The following is a 17,231-nucleotide window of genomic DNA, read 5'->3' on the forward strand; positions in this document are numbered from 1 at the left end:
TCCGTCTCGGATCAGCCAATTCGCAACCGTTGGCAAGTGGTAGTGTAAGTTGATTGCAAATCAACGGGAACCACCAAATCATCGGCCAGCCAGAGCGGCAGAATTGGTAATTGGCCGCCGATGGCCAGAGGTTCGGGCCATAATTCCAACCGGCTCTTGTCGGCTCCGGCCAATGTTCGGTAGGCGACGGCGTAGAGCGGAGCGTCAAATGGTTCTTGCCCGTTTGGCTCGGCCAACTCCAGCAAATCCAACAATTCACGATGCAGATTTGGCGTCCGTTCTGTCACCACATCGACGGTGACAAGCCCGGCTCCCTGCCGCAAGTATCCGGCACATTTGCCGGCAAAAGCCAATCGCCGGGCCGGCCGGTCCTTGTTTGCCGGACTGACCAGTTCCACCGCTCCGACAAGATGGTTGCCTGAGTCTTGTCGGAAAACCCGCACCTCAAATCGTTCGCGGGCCGGAAATTCCACATCGGCAGTCCACGCGGGCTTGGCCGGCATCCAATCCGACCCGGTGACAGGAACAGCCTGATGCTCCCGAATGGCGGCCACGTCGATCTCGATGCCGGTCCCTTGCGTCACGAGTGGCAAAGCCACATATCCCGGCGGCAACAACCGATCATTCAACGTCTCGGCGATGACGGCCGCCCAAGCGCTGTGGACGGCTTCCCAAGGCCGATGTTCGCTTAATGGCGAATGAAAATGGTCTCGAAGCATGGGTCTGTTTTATCAGATGGGTGTGTTTAGTGCTGGATGAATGATTGCTCCGGTCGCCTATTTCGGGCGGGTGGTCTCTGCGTGTCGCGGATCGGTTTTCAGGATGATCTCGTTGATGCCGGTCTGGTTGAAGCCTTTGTAGCCGTCGTCGCGTTGCAGGATTTCCAAGTGCGAACCGAGCGCCCCGTCTGTGCGGAATTTCATCGCCTGCTCGTTCGTAATGCGACCTTGATTCAACAGTCTGGTGATTCGATCCTCCGCCACCGGCCAGACTTCACCTTTGGTAAACGCCTGTCGTAAATACGCGAAATCGGTGAACGGCTTCATGGAATCCACGCCCTGCGGCTTCAACTGTTCGCGGGCCGCGTTGAAATCAAACTGACATTCGAGATGGTGCATTCCGGCTTGGAGGAACGCCTCCCCGTGAAGCGCGCACCAGAGGCCGACGGTGCCGAGTTCTTTGCGGTGCGGCAATGGCTCATGGGAGAAATCTCCGGTCACTTCTTCCGGGGAAAGGTCCACGTCTGCGAAGATAACGATGCCCGTGTTGGGTTGCTCCAGCACTTGCGCTCCCCAACCGGCCTCGCGGCCGGCATAAAAGCGTTCCCGGCAGTAAAAACCGAGTTCTTCGAGAATCGCAATCATCGGAGCGAAGTTATCGCGCCCGCTGCGATAGGTGTGGTGATCGTGATTCGCCCAGCCCATGCCCAGCTTGTCTTGCCTCGCTTTTTGAATTCGAGCCGCCCGGTTTCGCAATTGCCAAAATTCCCGTTCGGCTTGGAAAAACAAGTCACAGGTGCGATCTATGCCAAGGTCGGTAATGCCAGCCCGGATGAGATCACGGGAATGGGTGAAACCATCGCGGTCGTCGTCGAAATCGCGTTTGCGGAGTCGAAACGCTTCGTGATGATGCAAAATCTTCGCAGGTTCCGCCGGGGGGCCTCCGTGGTGTTCGATCACCCAACATTCGGCTTGATTCTCGGCGGCCACCATAGCCTGTCGCACTGGCGCCAGAGGTACGCCCTCAATCGTGACCTTTCCCGTGAGGCGCCAGGCCAGCACGAAGTCCGCGACGGATTCGACCTTCACAAACAGTCGCTGTTCGCCGTGGGTGGAAAGCTCCACATTCGGGAACAGACCGCCGCCGTGCCGCCAGTGAGATTTATCGTCGGACGGTGTGTAGCCTGCTTCGTGAAGTTGTCGCACGAGGTCGTCCGTGGCGGGCAAGGTGAACCGGGCGATCCAATCAAACAGCCGCGTGCCGGTTTCGTGGAGCAAGCGATCACGCAATGTGCGAATAAAACTGTTCGCTTCGAGGAACCCATCCAGCTTGTCGCGCACAAAACTGGCTCCGGCGGGTTGGGTGGTCCACTTCATGTCGGCGGTCATGGGGGTTCCTCCATCGGAATCAAACCGGATCGCAGAAGCTGGTTTGGCATTGTTGCCACACTCTGCGATAATGTGGTATCACTTCATTCCATTCTACCCATTTCCCGCAAGGGGGAGTTACCCATGACGAACGTTGTTCTCCTCGGGGCGGGCAAGATTGGGAGGATGATCGCGAGATTCCTCGCGGACACCGGCGACTACCATGTGCTTCTTGCCGATGTTGACGCCAACGCCCTTTCTCGATCCAAACATCAGAACATTGAGACAACAACTGTTGACGCCTCGAATGCCGTTTCGCTCGCCGGGGTGATGCGGGGGCGTTCGATTGTGATTTCCGCGATGAGTTTCAAACTGAATCCCCTCGTCGCCGAAGTGGCGCATGAATTGGGGTTGAGTTACTTTGACCTGACGGAAGACGTTGAAACCACCCGCCGGGTGCGGGCAATTGCCACGAAGGCGAAGCCCGGACGGATCTTCATGCCGCAATGCGGCCTTGCTCCCGGCTTTGTCTCGATATTGACGAACCATGCCGCGAAGTGGTTTGACAAACTGGACACAGTTCACATGCGCGTCGGGGCGCTGCCGCAATTCCCGACGAATGCCCTGAAGTACAACCTCACGTGGTCCACCGACGGCCTCATCAATGAATATTGCAATCCGTGCGAGGCGATTCACAACGGCCGTCGCATCGAATTATTGCCTCTCGAAGGTCTCGAACATTTCGACCTCGACGGCGTCGGCTACGAAGCCTTCAACACCTCCGGCGGTCTCGGCACTTTTTGCGAAACCCTCGACGGCCGGGTCCGCGAATTGAACTATAAAACCGTGCGTTACCCCGGCCATCGTGATTTGGCTGCTTTCCTTGTGAACGATCTGCGATTAAGCGAACGCCGCGACTTGCTGAAAGATATGCTTGAACAGGCCGTGCCGATCACTTATCAGGATGTCGTGATTGTGTTCTGCACCGTGACAGGCTGGCGAAAAGGCCGGTTCGTGCAGAAGTCCGAGGCGAAAAAAATCTATCAACAGACAATCGATGGCGAAGTCTGGAGCGCCATCCAAGTGACGACGGCCGCCGCCATGTGCGCTGTTGTTGATCTGCACGTGGCCGGGCGACTGCCGACCTCCGGCTTTGTGCGCCAAGAAGACGTGGATTATCGTGAATTTTTGGCGAACCGCTTCGGCCGACATTACGATGCCCCGTCGTTGACCCGATTCAGCCGCGATGTGTCCGCCACGGAGACAAACGATGCCGACCCCACTGAATGATGTTCTGGCCGCGTTGGGCGTGCCGGCCAATCGCACGGCTATTGCCATTGGCAACAACTGGATTCCCGGCACGGGTGAAACGCTCCATGTGCGATCACCCGTCGATGGTTCGATGCTCGCCTCGTTCCCGCTGGCGACCGCCAACGATCTCAAGCCGATTCTCGATGCCGCGACCAACGCTTTCCATGATTGGCGAATGGTTCCGGCGCCGGTGAGAGGCGAGTTTGTGCGGCGAATCGGCATCAAACTCCGCGAGCGAAAAACGGAACTTGCCCAAGTCGTCAGTTGGGAGGCGGGCAAAATCTTGGCCGAGAGTTTGGGTGAAGTACAGGAGATGATCGACATCTGCGACTTCGCTGTCGGTCTGAGTCGTCAACTTCATGGCCTGACCATCGCCAGCGAGCGGCCGGGGCATCGGCTAATGGAACAATGGCATCCGCTTGGGCCGGCCGGTGTCATTACGGCGTTTAATTTTCCCGTTGCTGTCTGGGCTTGGAATGCAATGCTCGGCCTTGTGTGCGGCGATCCGATTGTCTGGAAACCATCGCCCAAGACGCCTCTGTGCGCTTTGGCAACGCATGCGATTGTGGTCGATGTGTTACGGGAATTTCCGGAGATTCCCCAAGGAGTGGTAAGTTTCATCATCGGTGACCGTGAGGTGGGCGAAGCCATCGCGGGAGCTAATGAATTGCCGTTGATCTCCGCGACCGGGTCGGTGGCGATGGGCCGTGCGGTCGGGCAAAAGGTCGCGGCCCGGCTCGGACGATCCCTGCTTGAGCTTGGCGGCAACAACGCGATGATCGTCGCCCCGACGGCCGACCTCGAACTCGCGGTGCGATCCATCACCTTTGCGGCTGTTGGCACCTGCGGACAGCGCTGCACAAGCCTGCGACGCTTGATCGTTCACGAATCAATTGCGGACAATCTGATTGCTCGTCTCAAGGGCGTGTACTCGAAACTTCCCATCGGCAATCCGCTGGAAAAGGGAGTGCTTGTCGGCCCGCTCATCGACGAGGCGGCATTCGAGTCGATGCAAGAAGCCCTTGAGTCTGCCCGACAGGCCGGAGGCCAAGTCACCGGTGGCGGGCGAATTCCCGGAGAGGGGTTCTATGTTCATCCGGCGATCGTGGAGATCGATGCGGCGGCTCCGATCATCCGCGAAGAAACGTTCGCTCCGATTCTTTACGTGATGCGTTACCGCGAACTGTCAGAAGCGATTGCGATGCAGAACAATGTGCCCCAAGGGCTGTCATCTTCGATCTTGACGAATGATCTGCGGGAAGCAGAGATGTTCCTTTCCCCGGCCGGCTCGGATTGTGGCATCGCCAATGTGAACATCGGCACCAGCGGAGCCGAAATTGGCGGAGCCTTCGGCGGGGAAAAAGAGACCGGCGGTGGACGTGAATCAGGTTCTGATTCGTGGAAAGCCTACATGCGTCGTGTGACTAACACCATCAACTATTCCAAGGAGTTGCCGTTGGCGCAAGGGATCAAGTTCGACATTTGAAGATTGACGGGGCTGGCGGCTCGCGGTCAAATGACCGTAATCAAAACATCGTGGGAGCCGCCTCTTGAAACTCTCCATCTCCCTCACACTCCTATTTGCCTCGCCGTTGCTTGCCCAATCCCCGCCTGTGTCCCCTTGGGCTGGCGAGATCATGCTCCAGCCGTTTGACGCCAAACCGTTTCATGCCGTGCGGATTCCGGGTTGGGTGGAAAACACCATCGGATGCGGTTACACGTTGTCGGCCATGACAGGCACCCAGCGGGAGAGGGCGGTCAAGCATGGGGTAACGATCAGCGAAATAAATTTCGTTGATCCGTTTTATCCGTATTACGACAGCAAATTACTCAAGCGGCGAAGCCCGCATGTGCCATTGGATCGCATCGACAAGGACGTGGCCGAATACAAGAAACTTGGGGTGAAGATCCTCGCCGTGTACCCGCCGTCCCTGCAAGGGGAGGCGTATGCCGACCATCGGGACTGGCGCCGGATTCCGACCAACACAACCAAGATTCCCGAGATCGACCTTCAGAAATTTCCGCACGGGGGAATGATGTGTTTGCTCGGACCATACGGAGATTTCTTCATTGATGTTCTTGTGGAGATTCAAACCAAATTTCCGGATGTGGCTGCGTATAGTTTCGACGGTTTGCACTATGGCGGGTCGTGTTATTGCGAACATTGCCGGGCAAACTTTCGCCGGGACACCGGCAAGGAGATCCCAAACGCGGACATGAACGATCTGGAGTTTCGGCGCTATCAGCATTGGGCCGACCGGCGGATGGAGGATGTCGTTCGCCGGGCGCAAGAACGCCTGAAGAAGATCAACCCGGATGTCGCCCTCGTCACTTGGACGACCAACGCCGGGCGGTTTGGGCACTTTCTCAGCATCCCGCGTAATATGCCGAGCCGGATGAATCTATTGCTCGACGCCCCGGATCAGGAGTTCTGGCTGGACGAAACCAACCGGGGCAACAGCATCGTTCCCGCCTTTGCCAATGCCTATGCTTGGGCCACCACCAACCATCGTGTGGCCTTCAGCGAACCTTATCTGATGACGCATGGCAATCCGTATGGCAACGACAGTTTCCCCGTTTCCGAGATTCAGCGGCGGATGTTACTGGCCGCCACGCACGGGGCCTGTCCAAGCATCGCGGTGGGGCAATTACCTCGGTTGCAACAGGGTGTTTACGATTCGATGGATGAGTTACAACGCCGTAAACCTTGGCTCACGCACAAAAAGCCCGAACCGTGGGCCGCCTTGGTGATGAGCGACAACACGCGGAACTTTTACGGACGCTCGGCCGGGAAAGTCGAAGAGCGTTACATGGCCAACGTGTTTGGGATGTTCCGCATGGCGACGGAGGAACATTTGCCGGTGGCCGTCATCAATGATTGGAACCTGAATTCGGCGGACTTGGCGAAGTATGCTGTGTTGTTGCTGCCGAACGCGGCCTGCCTTGATGAACAACAGACAAAAGCGATCAGGGAGTTTGTGGCTCATGGTGGCGGGTTAGTCGCCACGCAGGACACCTCGTTGTTCGACGAGTTTGGCACGCCCCGGAAAAATTTCTCCCTCGCGGAAGTAATGGGGGCGAATTACGCCAGCGTGCCGACGACCGGCCCGGCCTCGAAGGAAGTGGACGTGAATTTCGAGAAGGCCATTGGGCCTGATTATTGGGAGAAGCGGAAGAACGTCTTCGAGTTTCGGCTGGATGCTGATTCGCCACTGAACAAAGGCAAAGTGAAAACACTGATCGCCGGGGATGCCGTGACATTCAAAGGCCCGGCGGTGAGTGTGAAACCATTGCCCGGTGCGAAGGTTTCCGGTGTCTTCAAGTCCAAAACAGGGGAGGGGCATTCATTCCCCGCTGTCATCGAATATCAACACGGCCTCGGCAAAGTCATCTACCTTCCCGGCGGATTTGACGCGGCGTATTACCTGTACCCCTATCCGTATCAGCGAGGATTGTTGAAGAATGCCGTCGAACATGTCAGCCCGAGACTTGCCCCGGTGACAGTGAACGCTCCGATGTGCGTTCATGCCACCGTCATGCGGCAAACCAAAGAAGGGCAACGACTGATTGTGCATTTGTTCAACGATGTCAACACCACCGGCGGCCACGCACTGCCGACGGACGATGTGCCGTTGCGGGAAGAGACGTTGCCGATCCATGACATTGAAATCACTTTCCGAACCACCGACAAGATTGGAAAAGTGACTTGGCAGCCGGATGGGAAGGAACTGCCGACGACCCGCATGGAAACGGGCGTGACGGTGACCGTGCCAAAGTTGATGGTTCACGGAATGGTGGTCGCCGAACTGGAGAAGTGACCGTTTCTATCTGACCGGTTCGATCGCAAACGTGATTGGATCGGCGATCACTGTCCCAGCCTGCGGCAACACTGCCTGACTTTGGAATTTTTCCCCTTCAATGCGGAGTTCGCCATCCCATTTGACGAGCAGTTGATCCTTTTGTCGCACAATGTAGAGAGGGCGTTCCAGTTCGGGGATTTTGACGTGAGATTTGTCTCCCGGCCCCAACACCAACATGTCGGCCATCAGCAACACACCGTCCACCGCCATCGGCAATCGTCTGGCTCCGGTGAGCATCAAGCGACCGGACAGACCGCCGGGCACGGGTTGGTCGAAGCAGAGATGACACGAGCCGCCAAGGGAAATCTTGTCTCCTTCTTGCAGAATCGCCTTCTCGGCCGAGAGACCGTTCAGCGTCACGGCCTTGCTGGCCTCGATCATGTAGCATTCCGCATCACGGGTGAGCATGGCGTGAATGCGAGAAACATCCGCGAAGATCGGCACATCAACGGGGGCGTCTCCGGTGGCTTGCCCGATGGAGACGCGATTTCCCATGCACACGAGATAGGCCCCGACGCCGTCTATCCACAGGAAGAATCGTTTCGGCAACCCCGGCAATTGCGGGGGCAGTGATTGCTTTCGCAGGGTGACCGTTTCGGATAATTTCGGCGTCGGCTTCACCATGTCCGGCTGCACCATCTGCCACGCCCGATTACGGGCCTGTTGGGCTTCGCGGTGACGCGGGGCAACCTGCAAGACTTCGTCCGCGTTGCGCAGGATTTCCCGCCAGTCCCCGGCGGCGATGCTTTCCTGAAGCTGTGACCACATCACCCGGAAGCGGTCTTCACGTTGATTCAGTGATTCCTCGTAACGGTCCAAGCCCAAGGTTCGGCTGCCCAGCCGGGGACGGACGCGGTCGAGCATCGGCCGGGCTTGGGGAAACTCCCCCTTGTCTGAATGGTCGATGGCGGCCTGCCAGGAGATGGCGGCTTCTTCCAAGGAGGGGATGGCGGGGCTGCTGGCCGCGCGTTCCCGGAAACGGGCGATGGCTTCCAAGGCTTGAAGGGGTTTGCCGGCCTCCAGCATGGCCCGGAGTTCGGCGATGGAATGACTCAGAAGTGTTTCACGCAACCGGCTGACACCGGGATCGGTTGCCGAGGAAAGAGAGGCGGCCAGCCCGAGGTCTTTCCAGGCGGCTTCGATGTCGTCATTTCGCAGGGATCGTTCGGCCCGTTCAACGTAGCCGCGAACCACGTCGCCCCGAAGCGCCCACACCTTGCGGTCCCCGGAGGCGACCAGCGAGTCGAGCAAACGATGCGCGTCCTCCGGTCGGCCATTTTTCAGGGCTTCGCGGGCTTGATATTTCGTCATCCACGCCGGTTCACGCATGGAAACCCCACGATCCTGCACCATGTGACCCTCTTTATTGAATCGCATCAGGCGCGAAACACAAGACGGCCGGACGGATTGACTCGTTGGGTCGATCCGCCGGCCGTCCAAGACGGTGGCATCCGCACTGATTTTGGTTCGCCGCCAGTTGGAGGTTAATCCCGGCTAACTTCGATTTCAATGACCTTCTTGGTGTCCTTGCCGTGATCCGATTCGACCTTCTTGACATCCTTGCCGGAATCCAGTTCGGCCATGATTTCATCAACGGTCTTGTTCTCGGCCGAGGTCGGGTCGAGCTTCTTGCTCAGGGAGAGCTTTTCCCGTTGGATTTCAATCCGCTTCTTCAGTTTGGCAAGCGATTCCTTCACATCGGCCATCCGCGATCCATCGTTCTGATACTTGCTCTGGGTCTGCTCAATTTTGGCCTGCTTGATGTCCGCTTCCAATTCCACGATGGCGGCATCCAAGTTGGCTTTCTGGGTCACCAGTTCCTGAAGGTGTTGCTCGGCCAAGACGCGGGTGCGTTCCCGGACGGTCAGCATCGTTTCCTTGGCCTTGAATTCTTGTTCCTGGCTCTTGAACTGCCGGACTTGGAACTGGAGCAATTCTTTGGCCTTGCCGAACGGAACATCCCGTCCGTCCCATTTCACGGCTTTGCCGTCAGAAACATCCGTCATCATCTTGTGACGGGCTTCAAGGGCTTGGCGGGCCTTCGTCAATTCGGATTTGCGTTCTTCCACTTCTTGTCGCAGGAGCTTGGCTTCGACATTTTCCTCGGCCAGCGATCCCTTGGCCTTGTCGATATCCTTGTAGAGCTTGCTCACTTCATACTTGATCCGGCGAATTTCTTCATCCGGCGAGATTTTCGATTCAATGGCTTGGTCGGCTCGGTCCGCAAGCGTCCAGCAATAGCTGCCCAGTTTGGTCTGGGTGAGGACGGCGGCGGTGAGCAACCCGGCCGCACTGACAAACATCAATTTCTTGAACATCGTTGCCTTCTCCCGGCAGGGGTGACTCGTTCGCAGCCGGTAAGGTACGGTCTGCGGGAACAAGAAGAATTTCGCGGATTGGGGGGGAATATTTGAAGAGATGGGAGATTTTGACGGGAAGTTTTTAGATATTGGAAAGCAAAGAGGAAAGGCGTCCGTCACCAAAGCCCTGTGAAATTTTGTGCCTTGGTGACGGATGCCTTTCCTCAACTGTTTTTCAGCAAGCTTGTGCCAGCAATTCGGCCGTCACCGGCGGGTTCATGGTCACATCGTCCGGGTGCCAGAGGGATTGCTTGTTGCGAGCCCGTTCGGCGAGGATGGCGATCTTCTCGGCCGAACCGGGGCGGGCCGACGTGGCAGCGGTCGGGACCGGCGGGGTTCCGCAGAAGTTGCCAACGCCCCGGCGGGCATACTTGCTGGTTGAGGGATACTGATCCCGCACGCCCGGCCGGTAGTAGCAGCTCCAGCAAAGACCGCGAGGACGATTCACTTTGGCTTGGTTGCAATGACGGCAGATCATGTTTGGTTCTCCGAATTTTTGTTCTTGTGAGGTAAGTGCTTTTTAATTAAGGGTTTGTCATTCGGTTCAAGACGTTCACGCCACCAGGGCCACCCCGGCGAAGGGGTCTTCCACGCCTTGGGGAATCGCCGGCATCACATCGTCAAATCGTTCTTCCAAGGCCCGTTCGACCTCGGCACATAGTTCCCGCCGCATGTCCTCGCGGCTCGCATCGTCAAACCAATTGAGAAAGTAACGGCAGGCGGCTTGTTCACCGAGTCGGCGGTCGGCGTCGTAACAAAGGCGGGCAAAATATTCTTCCACTTGTCCGACCGTCTCCAGCTTTTCGCCCTGCCAGCCACAGAAACCGACGGCACAGGCCGCCTCAACAGGCCATTCCTGCACACACATGAGGGGAGGGGGAGTCGTCGTCGATCCTTGGGTCACCCGCGGGTCGTCTTGGCTCAGGGCATCCCGCAGGGCTTCGAGGCCCTCCGAGGACAGACCCGGCACAAATCCTTCCCGCCAAACGGTTTTCCAACTTTCCATGACTGAACCCTCCTGCTCTCATCGATTGAGTTGTTTGAAAGTCCTGCTTTCAAAACTCCTCAGTTGGTTTGGATAATAATAATGTACATGTGTTCAGTATTGTTGTCAACGAAAAACGATCTGATTTTCCAAAAAAATATCAAAATATGTGCTTTAACCGACATTTTTTAGATCTAAAATCAACATTAAACGATCAACAATATACATTATTAGACATAATGATGGCTCTAATGAGGAGTTTTGCAGAGGGAAGGTAGGCAAAGATGTGGTGAACATTCACAGTGCGATAGTTGTCTATGTTTAAGGCCTCACGGTTTCCTGAAAACCCGCCATGACGTGGTGACATGTCAGTGCTTTTGCGGTCCGGGAATGAAAAAGTCCCCGTTCTCCCATGAATTGGCGATAATGTCCCGGAATTGCCCCATTAGGTTATTGTCTTCCTTGCCCTGTCACGGGTTTAATCATAAAAATGTGTTTCCGTGAGTGCCGTCCACAAACGTGTCTAGATCTTTGGAACAGCAGTCGGGACGCCTTTCACCGCACTAACGGAACGGAACACACGTCCCTTCTTGACAGAGGTAACCCTTGACGATGACCGAACCGAATGAAGCGCAAAAGTGCGCGGACCTCCTCCAGGCGATCGGGGAGAAGAACCGTATCCGCATTATCGAATGCCTGTGGGACGGGGCGAAAAACGTGTCCGAACTGGCGAAACTCCTGAAGATTGAAATCGTCAATGTCTCGCACCATTTGGGCGTGCTCAAATCCGCCCGGCTGGTGCAGCATGAGAAAAAGGGGCGATATGTGTTGTATTCCCTTGCCCCGGAATATTTTAACACGGCCGATGCCACGACCAACAGTCAGCTAAATCTCGGCTGGTGCAATCTTTCGATTCCCCGAAAGTAAACGTCGAATCAGCCGGTTTTTCCGCGAACAAGGACGCCCCCGGCGTCCTTGTGTTCGTTCCGGGCCGAACTCTCTCCATGAAAATCGACGTAACTCGTTCAATTCCCTTTGCAATCAAGTCGTGCGGGACAGTATCATAAACGCCATCGGTGCGTACCTGTCTGAACCGCTTCTCGTCTGTCCCCGCGGAGTCCGCGATGGCCGCCATCACCAGTTTCAAAGTTCAATGTCCCAGTTGCGAAACCAACGTGACGATTAAGAATCCGTCGTTGGTGGGCAAGAAAATCGATTGTCCGAAGTGTAAATACCGCTTTGTGGTCGAGGCGCCGGCCGACGCTGAACCCGAGGAGGATGCGGAAGACACCCCGGCCGAGGAATCACCCAAGGGCAAGGCCGGGAAAAAGGAAGGCAAGCCCAAGAAGGGGGCCAAGGCCAACATTGAAGAGGATGATGACGCCGGCCCGGCAAAGAAGAAAAACACCACATTAATGATAGGTCTCGGCCTCGGTGGCCTGGCCATTCTGCTGTTGGTGGTCGCGCTGGTTGGCGGCATTTTTGATGACGACACGCCGAAACCGCAAAATACCACCCCACAACCCGCCAATAAAAGCTCCGGAACGGACACGACGCCCCAGAAAGATCCGGTAAGCACCGCGCCTGTCGCCAATGCGTTCCGGCCGGGAATCAACCGTGAAATCTCCAACTTGCTTCCCAACGAATCTCAATGGGTGGCCAGCGTCAACGTCCAGGAAGTCCTTGGCACTGCCGCCGGAACCATTTTGTTTGATCCGACGAAACCCACCTCGGCATTGGTGAAGGATAACATCGGGTTTCCGGTCGAGTCGATTGACCGGGTCATCGCCGCTGGCGGGGATGATGGCAAATGGTCCTTCACAATCATCCGCACGCGGAGCGAATTCTCGATTGACACCGTCAAGGATGCCTTGGAAGTGAAAGAGCCGACCAAGACGATCAAGCAGCGGGATTACTACATCGTGAAGGACAACCCGTTGTTCTCGGCGTTCGGCAACTACGTGTCGAACAAACTCTCGGAACTGAAGTTCAAGGTTGATTTGCCCAACGAACCCCGGGTGCTGACCGCCTGCATCGTTGACACCAAGACGATCATCGTCGCCGATCAGGTCGTGATGGAAAACTTCCTTCAAGCCGACGGACAACCCCGGTTCATATCCGTACTGGCGAACACGCCTGCTCCGCAAGCCAAGACACCCGCCACGCCGGCTCCGGGCGGCATGATGGGTTCGCCCGGAGGTCCGATGGGGATGGCAGGCATGGTTGGGACGCCGGGCACTCCAATGATGCCTCCCGTCGCGGGGATGGCGGGCATGCCTGCCGGAAGTCCGATGGGGATGGCGGGCACGCCTCCTGGCGCCATGATGCCCATGCCTCCCGGCGGGCCGGGGATGCCGGGGGGACCGGGCATGAACCCGCCCGCCGCGCCGAAGGTGTTTGCCGTCGTGCCGAATTACCGGACGATTGAACCGGCCCTGAAGTACATGCTGAACCAGATGGAGGCTGACAAGAAACCGGTTGTGAACTTCGCCGTCCGAATGAAGACACAGGAACTCGTGAAAGCTCTGTTGGGCGGCGTGAATCTGTTTGGCGGCAAATTCAAGCCGACCCTGCCTCCCGGCGTCAAGGGGGACGAAGCCATTCCCAATTCTGTGATTGTCGGCGTGGTGTTGAACGAATTCACGTCCTCGAAGTTCAATCTTCAGATCGCCACTGATCTGGATCAGGAAGAACAAGCAAAGGAAGTTCAGAGTCTTCTGAGAATCTTCATGCCGATGATCGTGGCCGAGATTGTCAAGGAAGTCGGCTTCCCTGTCCGGAATGTGGACGGTGAAAATGGCAATAACGGTGGATTCAATGGCGGCCCCGGCGGTCCTGGAATGCCTCCGGGTGGAATTGGCGTCCCCCCCGGTGGCATTCCGATGCCACCGGGAATGGGGCCGGGCAGTCCCGGAGGTCCCCGTCCGGGTTTCCCCGGTAAACCTGGTTCGAGCGCCAAGAACAACGAAGAGAAGTTGCTTCCTCTGCCAATTAATCCCTTGCAGGGACGGCCCATGGGGCCGGGCGGTCCTGGATTTCCCGGCGGTCCCGGAATGGGGCCGGGTGGCCCTGGATTTCCCGGCGGTCCGGGGATGCCTGGTGGACCGGGGATGATGCCCGGCGGTCCCGGAATGCCTGGCGGACCGGGGATGCCCGGTGGACCCGGATATCCCGGCGGGCCGGGAACAGGCCAGCCCGAGGAAAACAAATCGACCGTGACGCTTTCCCGTCAGGATCGCACGCTGATGGTGACCATCGACCTTGATTGGAAAAAGGAATACCCGAACACGATCGCGGGCGAACTTCGCAATTATTTTGACAGTGTCGCGGGTCAGACCCTCCTGATGGGGGGGCGTCATCCCTGGCAGAAACTCCCCGCCGGATATTCCCGGATTCAAACCCTCGGCAAGACTCCTCGGGCGGCCTACAACCGCCGGTCGACGGCCGGGCGGATGGGGCTTCCGTTCGCCCCCGAACAACGGGTGAGCTGGATGACCGAGTTGCTTCCGTCAATGGGTTACGACACTCTTTACCGTTCCATCGACAAGGATCAGGGGTGGAACAGTCAGGTCAATCTTCCGGCGGCGCGAGCATGGATTCCCGAGTTTTTGGATGCCTCGCAGGCTCCGGACACATGGCGGGGCAAGTTGGGCTCCGTGCCGAGCAGCGACTTGGGGCTGACGCACTTCATCGGTCTTTCCGGCATCGGCGAGGATGCCGCCGATTTGCCAGACACGCCTGAATACGCCAAACGACTGGGTGTGTTTGGCTATGAACGGGAAACCCTGCTGGCCGACATCCAGAAAGGGGACGGTCTTTCCAACACGATCCTGATGGCCCAAGTGGCTCCGAATATCGCCCGTCCGTGGATCCGCGGCGGCGGGGCGACCGTGGCCGGCGTTTCCGAAAAGAAGAGTTTTGATCCCTTCAATGTCCGCCACGGTGATGGCGAGTTCGGCAGCTATGTGTTGATGACGGACGGATCCGTCCGCTTCATTACGCCAAAGATCAATGACGAATTGTTCAAGGCGATGGTGACTTACAAGGGGGGCGAAAAGCTCGATGGCATGGATGAGATGGCCTCCAAGGTCGATTTGAAAGACCGCAAATTGAAGAATGTGCCGGTTGCCAAGGGACCGCCTCCCGTGGCCAGTCCGATGCCGAAAGACTGGCAGCCCGTGCCGGTGCGGGTTTATGGTTCCATCTTCGGGATCGGCATGCCTCCGGGCAAAATCGAGTCGCTGACGGACCGGCCTGACGAAAAGATCTTCACATGCAAGGCTGCCGGCAGTGGTATGAACTTTTCGGTGTATGCCCTCTACAAGTCATACACAGCCGCCCAGGTGACGGACGAACTCCTCCGGGATGAGATTAACCGTTTTATTGACAAAAACGCCTTGAAATTGATTGGCGATCCCGCTCCGACCGTTCCGCTGGCCAATGCCAAGGGATGGGAATTCAAGGCGACTCCGCAAGGGGGCGACTCAAAGTTCCAGTACGTTTTCCGGATGTGGTTTGTCAATGGCGCGCGTTTGGTAATGTCTGTCTGGGGCGACCAACCACCGAAACCCGTCGACATGGAAAACTACTTTAAGTCGGTGGTTTACGAAGGACCGGCCCCGGTTCCCGCCAAAACGGCGCGCAAGTGGATCGACTACCAGAACATCAAATATGGCTTCCACATGGTGATGCCTGGCGCGTTCAACGAATTCTCAACGGCCAATAATCTGAACGTCAACTGGCCGAAGGACCTTGAGGCCGGGGCGTCGTTGATGCTGTCGTTGGTTCCGTTCAAATTCACCTTCCCGGACGATCCCGCGAAGGTGAAGACTGACTTGGAAGAAGCCGCCCGCAAGGGAACCTTCGGCGAATTGTTCCGGGGATCAGTCGTGAAAGCCGAAACCGACAAGGATCACGATAACAAACCGGTGGTGCGGCTCAAGGTTCATCGCGGAGACATCCCGTACAGCACCTTGGTCATCCACAACAACCGTGAGTCCGTGGTGATACTGTCCGTGCGGATCAATGATCCCACACTTGACCCGCAAGATTTCTTCAACGGTTTCCACTTCGGATTGCTGCCGAAAGAAAAGGACAATAACAACAACGGCGGCCCCGGCGTTCCTCCGGGCGGTGGCACGCCGCCCCCCGGCAAAGGCACGCCGCCTCCCGGCACGCCGATGCCGATGCCGAAACCGTAGAAATGATTCGCCGGGTTGATGAATAAAGAAAACCGCGACGTTCCTTCCAGGATGTTCGCGGTTTTCTTTTTTTGTTGAGTTTTGAAACGCTGATCCATGAAGTTCTGGAAACTCTGTTTGCAATTCTGATCGGACAACATGCCTGATTCGGCCCCGTCGTGTGCCCGCATTTTTCAACGGACGAAAACCGTGAAAGCGTTACAGGCCCTCGGTCTTTACGATTTTCAAAACGGTCAAAATCCACCCCAAAAGTGACCTGAAACCACCACAAAACACCCCTTCGGCGACCATTTTTGGACAGTTGCCCACCCCAAAAGTGGTCAAAAACAGCGGGCCAACTGAACACTATTTTTCAAAACCCTCGGTAAAACAGAGGGGTCGCCTGATGATTTTGGGCAAATGCGCAGCGATTTTGACCCTTTGAAAATGGCCCAAAATGCGAACTCATGCAAAACACACCCGCCGGTGCTTTGATGGTTGCCTCGGATGGTTACGGCTAGATTGATCCGAAAGGGTATTATTTGCTTGCGTTCAAACAATCGTTGCCATCATGTCAAAAACATCGGCCGTTCTCGTTTTGGTCATGATCTTCCAGATCGAGTGTCAGACATTCGCCGAGGAGGGGCCATCGAAAAGCTCGCCGGTCTCTCGTGTCTCTGAAGCGACGAAAGACGAGGACGGGTTTCTCGTCCATGAAGTCGTTTCGCCGCATCAGGCCGGGAAGACGCTCATCAAAGTGCTGATGCCGGACAAACGGGAACCGGACCGGAAGTATCCGGTGGTGTATGTTCTCCCCGTCGAAGCCGGGACGGAGAGCCGATACGGAAGCGGGCTGAAGGAGATTAAAAAGCTCGATTTGCACAACAAACGGCAGGCGTTCTTTGTCGCCCCGACCTTCTCGCAGTTGCCGTGGTATGCCGATCACCCGACGAAACCAGAGATTCGGCAAGAGACGCATTTCCTCAAAGTGGTGGTCCCGTTCATCGACAAGGCGTATCCGGCGCGGGCCGGGAAAGATGGCCGGTTGTTGCTGGGGTTCAGCAAATCGGGTTGGGGAGCCTATGGCCTGTTATTGCGGAACCTGGAGATGTTCGGGAAGGCGGCCGCTTGGGATGCCCCGATGATGATGGACAAGCCCGGCCTTTACGGCAGCGGCGACATCTTCGGCACCCCGGCGAACTTCGCCGGTTACCAAATCAGCAAATTGTTGGAATCCGGGGCCGAGCAACTTCGTAAAGAGAAACGGCTGGTCCTTTTTGGGTATGGGAATTTCCGCGAGGAACATCGCAAGGCCCATGCCTTGATGGATCAGTTGAAGATTCCCCATGACTACCGCGACGGCCCGGCCCGCAAGCACGACTGGCACAGCGGTTGGGCGCTTGAAGCCGTCGAATCCCTGTTGGAAATTCCGGCCAAGTAGGTACGCA

The 17,231-nt window shown here is 57.0% G+C and carries 12 protein-coding genes; 6 read left to right on the forward strand and 6 right to left on the reverse strand.

Annotated features, from left to right (window positions below; genetic code table 11):
* Window positions 1-11 precede the first annotated feature (11 nt).
* Window positions 12-719 carry a DUF4058 family protein gene (locus BGIM_RS0120980; RefSeq protein WP_020471699.1) on the reverse strand — a complete coding sequence of 236 codons (708 nt, stop codon included), beginning with the start codon at window positions 717-719 and terminating at the stop codon, window positions 12-14.
* Between the two features lie 57 nt (window positions 720-776).
* Window positions 777-2,108 carry a hypothetical protein gene (locus BGIM_RS0120985; RefSeq protein ID WP_020471700.1) on the reverse strand — a complete coding sequence of 444 codons (1,332 nt, stop codon included), beginning with the start codon at window positions 2,106-2,108 and terminating at the stop codon, window positions 777-779.
* Between the two features lie 123 nt (window positions 2,109-2,231).
* Between BGIM_RS0120985 and BGIM_RS0120990 the strand changes: the two genes are divergently transcribed.
* The 3 genes from BGIM_RS0120990 (at window position 2,232) to BGIM_RS0121000 (ending at window position 7,216) form a co-directional block, all read left to right on the forward strand.
* Window positions 2,232-3,377 carry a saccharopine dehydrogenase family protein gene (locus BGIM_RS0120990; RefSeq protein ID WP_020471701.1) on the forward strand — a complete coding sequence of 382 codons (1,146 nt, stop codon included), beginning with the start codon at window positions 2,232-2,234 and terminating at the stop codon, window positions 3,375-3,377.
* Entirely contained in the window at window positions 3,358-4,884 is a 1,527-nt protein-coding gene (amaB, locus tag BGIM_RS0120995; protein ID WP_020471702.1) for an L-piperidine-6-carboxylate dehydrogenase, read from the forward strand. The genes BGIM_RS0120990 and amaB overlap by 20 nt, the downstream gene beginning before the upstream one ends.
* 64 nt (window positions 4,885-4,948) lie before the next feature.
* A complete protein-coding gene (locus tag BGIM_RS0121000; protein WP_020471703.1) occupies window positions 4,949-7,216 on the forward strand; it encodes a ThuA domain-containing protein in 2,268 nt (755 codons plus the stop codon).
* 6 nt (window positions 7,217-7,222) lie between these two features.
* Here the strand turns inward: BGIM_RS0121000 and BGIM_RS0121005 are convergent, their stop codons facing one another.
* The 4 genes from BGIM_RS0121005 to BGIM_RS0121020 form a co-directional block, all read right to left on the reverse strand.
* Window positions 7,223-8,611 (reverse strand): FHA domain-containing protein, encoded by a 1,389-nt coding sequence (locus BGIM_RS0121005; RefSeq protein ID WP_020471704.1) that lies wholly within the window; start codon window positions 8,609-8,611, stop codon window positions 7,223-7,225.
* A 131-nt stretch (window positions 8,612-8,742) separates the two neighbouring features.
* Window positions 8,743-9,576 carry a hypothetical protein gene (locus BGIM_RS0121010; protein ID WP_020471705.1) on the reverse strand — a complete coding sequence of 278 codons (834 nt, stop codon included), beginning with the start codon at window positions 9,574-9,576 and terminating at the stop codon, window positions 8,743-8,745.
* 217 nt (window positions 9,577-9,793) lie between these two features.
* Window positions 9,794-10,096, reverse strand: a complete 303-nt coding sequence (locus BGIM_RS0121015; protein WP_020471706.1) for a hypothetical protein — start codon at window positions 10,094-10,096, stop codon at window positions 9,794-9,796.
* Window positions 10,097-10,171: 75 nt separating this feature from the next.
* On the reverse strand, window positions 10,172-10,624 hold the full coding sequence (locus tag BGIM_RS0121020; protein WP_020471707.1) for a hypothetical protein: 453 nt from the start codon (window positions 10,622-10,624) through the stop codon (window positions 10,172-10,174).
* A gap of 591 nt (window positions 10,625-11,215) precedes the next feature.
* Between BGIM_RS0121020 and BGIM_RS0121030 the strand changes: the two genes are divergently transcribed.
* The 3 genes from BGIM_RS0121030 to BGIM_RS0121040 all read left to right on the forward strand — a co-directional run bounded on the left by BGIM_RS0121030 (window position 11,216) and on the right by BGIM_RS0121040 (window position 17,224).
* Window positions 11,216-11,530 (forward strand): ArsR/SmtB family transcription factor, encoded by a 315-nt coding sequence (locus tag BGIM_RS0121030; RefSeq protein WP_020471708.1) that lies wholly within the window; start codon window positions 11,216-11,218, stop codon window positions 11,528-11,530.
* Window positions 11,531-11,727: 197 nt separating this feature from the next.
* Window positions 11,728-15,804 carry a DUF1559 family PulG-like putative transporter gene (locus BGIM_RS67840; RefSeq protein ID WP_052639913.1) on the forward strand — a complete coding sequence of 1,359 codons (4,077 nt, stop codon included), beginning with the start codon at window positions 11,728-11,730 and terminating at the stop codon, window positions 15,802-15,804.
* 550 nt (window positions 15,805-16,354) lie between these two features.
* Complete coding sequence (locus BGIM_RS0121040; protein ID WP_020471710.1) at window positions 16,355-17,224, forward strand: alpha/beta hydrolase-fold protein; 870 nt, start codon at window positions 16,355-16,357, stop codon at window positions 17,222-17,224.
* The last annotated feature ends 7 nt before the right edge of the window (window positions 17,225-17,231 follow it).

The organism is Zavarzinella formosa DSM 19928 (genome assembly GCF_000255705.1).
Classification (GTDB): Bacteria; Planctomycetota; Planctomycetia; order Gemmatales; family Gemmataceae; genus Zavarzinella; species Zavarzinella formosa.